The organism is Candidatus Bathyarchaeota archaeon, assembly GCA_026014725.1.
Taxonomy (GTDB): domain Archaea; phylum Thermoproteota; class Bathyarchaeia; order Bathyarchaeales; family Bathycorpusculaceae; genus Bathycorpusculum.
In genome coordinates this window covers 1-3,100 of record JAOZHV010000058.1, presented here as the reverse complement: position 1 = coordinate 3,100, position 3,100 = coordinate 1, and the positions used below count along the sequence as shown (strand labels likewise).

Sequence of the window (3,100 nt, the reverse complement as noted above, 5' to 3'; positions counted from 1 at the left end):
TGCGCCATACATCGCCATCTGCCGTGGCCAATCCAACGCGGGGTCATGCATTAGTGGGCTCCAGATGAAAAGTGGGCGTCCAAGCCTGAGAGCTTCCCATCCTTGATGAAGCGACCCGCTGGAATTTCCCGCTTCAACGATGATTGATGCGTCAGCGATAAGTGCCATGGTTCGGTTTCTGATAACAAAATTCTTAGGCATAATGGGGTACCCAGTTGGGAATTGAGACACCGCTAAATGCTCCTGCATAATCAACTGCTGGAGTTGCATGTTTTTTTGCGGATAAAACTTGTCCAGCGGAGTGCCTAATACCGCGATTGTTTGGCCGTTTGCTTCGATGGCGCTTTTATGTGCCGCCGTGTCGATGCCCTCGGCAAGGCCACTAACAACCACCACATTGTGTTTTGCAAGAACTTTTGCGATTCTGCTGGCGGCTTCCAGCCCTTTGAGGGAAGGTTTCCGTGAACCGATAACTGCAACTCTGGGAGACGGCAGGGGAAGCGGCATTTTGCCCGAGACATAAAGCTGCTTAGGCGCATACTTCTTCTCTACATCATTTAGCGGACCTATAAGCTGCTCAAGCGAACACGCGAAAGCTTTATTCTCCATCAACACCATCCCCCATATTCTCCAGACGGAAACATCACAGTAAAGTAAAATCAGAAACATTATAACACTATCGGTTACGCATCATTTTTCTTTGTTGAGGGGCACTCTGATTTTCCCAGACATAAGCCTAGGAAGCAACAAAGCCCTGATTGTAGATAAGGTCTTGTTCTGTTGATTATTCAGGTTTACTTTAGAATATAATGTACTAAGAATCTCCTCAAAACTTGCCAGCGTTTTTTCATCGGGAATAATTATCGGCTGATTCTTCAAGTCAGTTTGGGTCACTAGAGGTTGAGTGCTACCTCTGTTTAATGCTTCCATGTCAAAGGATTTTAAGGTAAAATATGTGTAGTGATAATAGTTTGCAGACTTTGGTTTGGAGATTAATACATTATCTGAAATCCAAACTTTGCCATTGATTAAATATACCTTTCCAAGCGTTCCCACACGTCCAGTTAAAATTAATTCTTCATCATATAGAAAATCATTAGTTCTCCCCAATTCTCCGTTGGCACCCAAAACAGGGTATTTTCCGTCATCTGTTAAGCGGTCTCTACTAAGTCCTTTTCCTGTGAAGACTTCGACTAAGTCACTAAAATGCCCTACCGTCCAAGAATCAGGTATAACGCCCAGTTCGGATTCAACCATTTTTCCGCCTGTTGACCTGTAGGGTTTGCCTTCTTGGTTGGGAAACTCGAAATCAACAAACCGACGCCTAAACAAAGCAGCCCCAACAGCCTCAAGCGAACGATTCATACGCTCATTAAGCGCTATTTTCATTTCTAATTTTGACAAAATATCAGCTATCGCTTCCTGCTCCGAAATATCAGGTTGCGGGGCGACAAAATCCTCAATCAATCCTTTTGTAAGTGCGTTTCTAGTTCCGCCAGACTGAGCTAAACTTAACATGTACTCCTGCATTTTTGGGGAAGTTAGATAATACCTCAAAAAGACGGGGTTAACTTGCTCTCTATTCACCCTGATAATAGAAACATGCTGATTTACTCTGGCAGGTAAAACCTCCTCTGGAACTGTACAACAACGTGCCACCGAATCTCCAGTAATATTCAATAAAACGTCCTGTCGTTGTACCTCAACATTTTCCATTTCTTTTGCCATGCTTTCATCAATGTATACTAACCCGTCGAATGAAAAGCGATTGTTTAAGACATTCTGGCTTCTAATAAGCGCAATCCCTTTTTCTCGATAGACTTTCTCTCCTCCCCGAGGCGTGATTCCACTGCCTATCTTTGTGCAAACATCCTTTAATTGCACGACATTCCAATCAAGGGGTATTGGTCCGACTGCAGAGTGCTTGAACTGTGGCTTACTCATTATAATGCTCTACCGTTCCTATACCATTTCATGCAATCAGGTGTCGTATCCGTAGAGATTATTAGAAACAACCCAAACCGATAGTGGTACGGTGGCATCGTAAAAGCCATAAGTTTTATTCTATCAAATTGGCGATTCTGGGCATTCGATGACTTCTTAACTTCGATCACTAAAAGATTCTTCTCGTCGTTTCCTCTTTCATGAACAATAATGTCGGGAAAAACAGTTCTTGCTTCAGTATCATCCCAATTAATATTATCACACGGAACATTCAGTCTTTTAATCTCATCTCCATGTCGATTGTATTCACAATCAACCTTTAGGGGCAGAAATTCTGCCTGCAAGTATTCAGCCAATTTGTGAGAAATGGTTCGCTCGTTTGTGTTTGCTTGAATTAGAAAAGCGTCTGATTCCCGTAGCTTATGCAAAGCTTTTTGAACTTTCTGTCTAACTTCAAAGCTCAAAACCTAGCAACTCCAGATTTTGTTTTATTTCGCTATCAAGTTTTCTGCCTTCTTCCATTTCCTTATCAAGGTCATTGATGAGGCGCTTCATTTTTTCTTCGAATTCCTCTTCGTCTTCCTCTTCTTCCTCTGTGCCAACATATCTTCCAGGCGTTAGTATGTGTCCTTGTTTTCTTATTTCCTCTATTTTTACTGCTTTGCAGAACCCAGCAACATCTTGATACGGGACTGTTTTGCCGTCTATGGGTTCGCCTCTCCATGCGTGGTAGGTGTCAGCTATTTTTTTGATGTCTTCTGCTGTGAGTTCTCGGTGTCTTCGGTCTATCATGGTGCCGAGTTTTCGGGCGTCTATGAAGAGGGTTTCTCCTCTGCGGTCTCGGAATTTGTGGTTTTGTTTGTCGCGGGCTATGAACCAGAGGCAGGCGGGTATCATGGTGTTGTAGAATAGTTGGCTGGGCAAGGCGACCATGCAGTCGACGAGGTCGGCTTCGATTATGTTTTTGCGGATTTCGCCCTCGTTTGAGGTGTTGCTGCTCATGCTGCCGTTAGCTAAGACGAAACCTGCGATGCCATGTGGGGCTAGGTGGTGGATGAAGTGCTGCACCCAAGCAAAATTCGCATTACCCACAGGCGGGACGCCGAATTGCCAGCGGGCGTCTTCACGCAGCATCTCACCCTTCCAATCCGAATCA

The 3,100-nt window shown here is 44.2% G+C and carries 4 protein-coding genes; all 4 read right to left on the bottom strand.

All coding sequences use genetic code 11. The features are described from left to right. Positions 1 to 609, bottom strand: a 609-nt coding sequence (locus NWE95_11905) for a DNA-protecting protein DprA (GenBank protein ID MCW4004603.1), incomplete at its 3' end; no start/stop codon positions are given. 81 nt (positions 610 to 690) lie between these two features. After that, positions 691 to 1,944, bottom strand: coding sequence for a restriction endonuclease subunit S (locus tag NWE95_11900; protein MCW4004602.1), 1,254 nt, complete (start codon positions 1,942 to 1,944; stop codon positions 691 to 693). Continuing rightward, positions 1,944 to 2,408: a hypothetical protein gene (locus NWE95_11895; GenBank protein ID MCW4004601.1), complete on the bottom strand. Its 465-nt coding sequence runs from the start codon at positions 2,406 to 2,408 to the stop codon at positions 1,944 to 1,946. Before NWE95_11895 ends, NWE95_11900 begins: the two co-directional genes overlap by 1 nt. Further along, positions 2,398 to 3,100: SAM-dependent methyltransferase (locus NWE95_11890; GenBank protein ID MCW4004600.1), on the bottom strand; the 703-nt coding region annotated here is incomplete at its 5' end. The genes NWE95_11890 and NWE95_11895, both read right to left, overlap by 11 nt.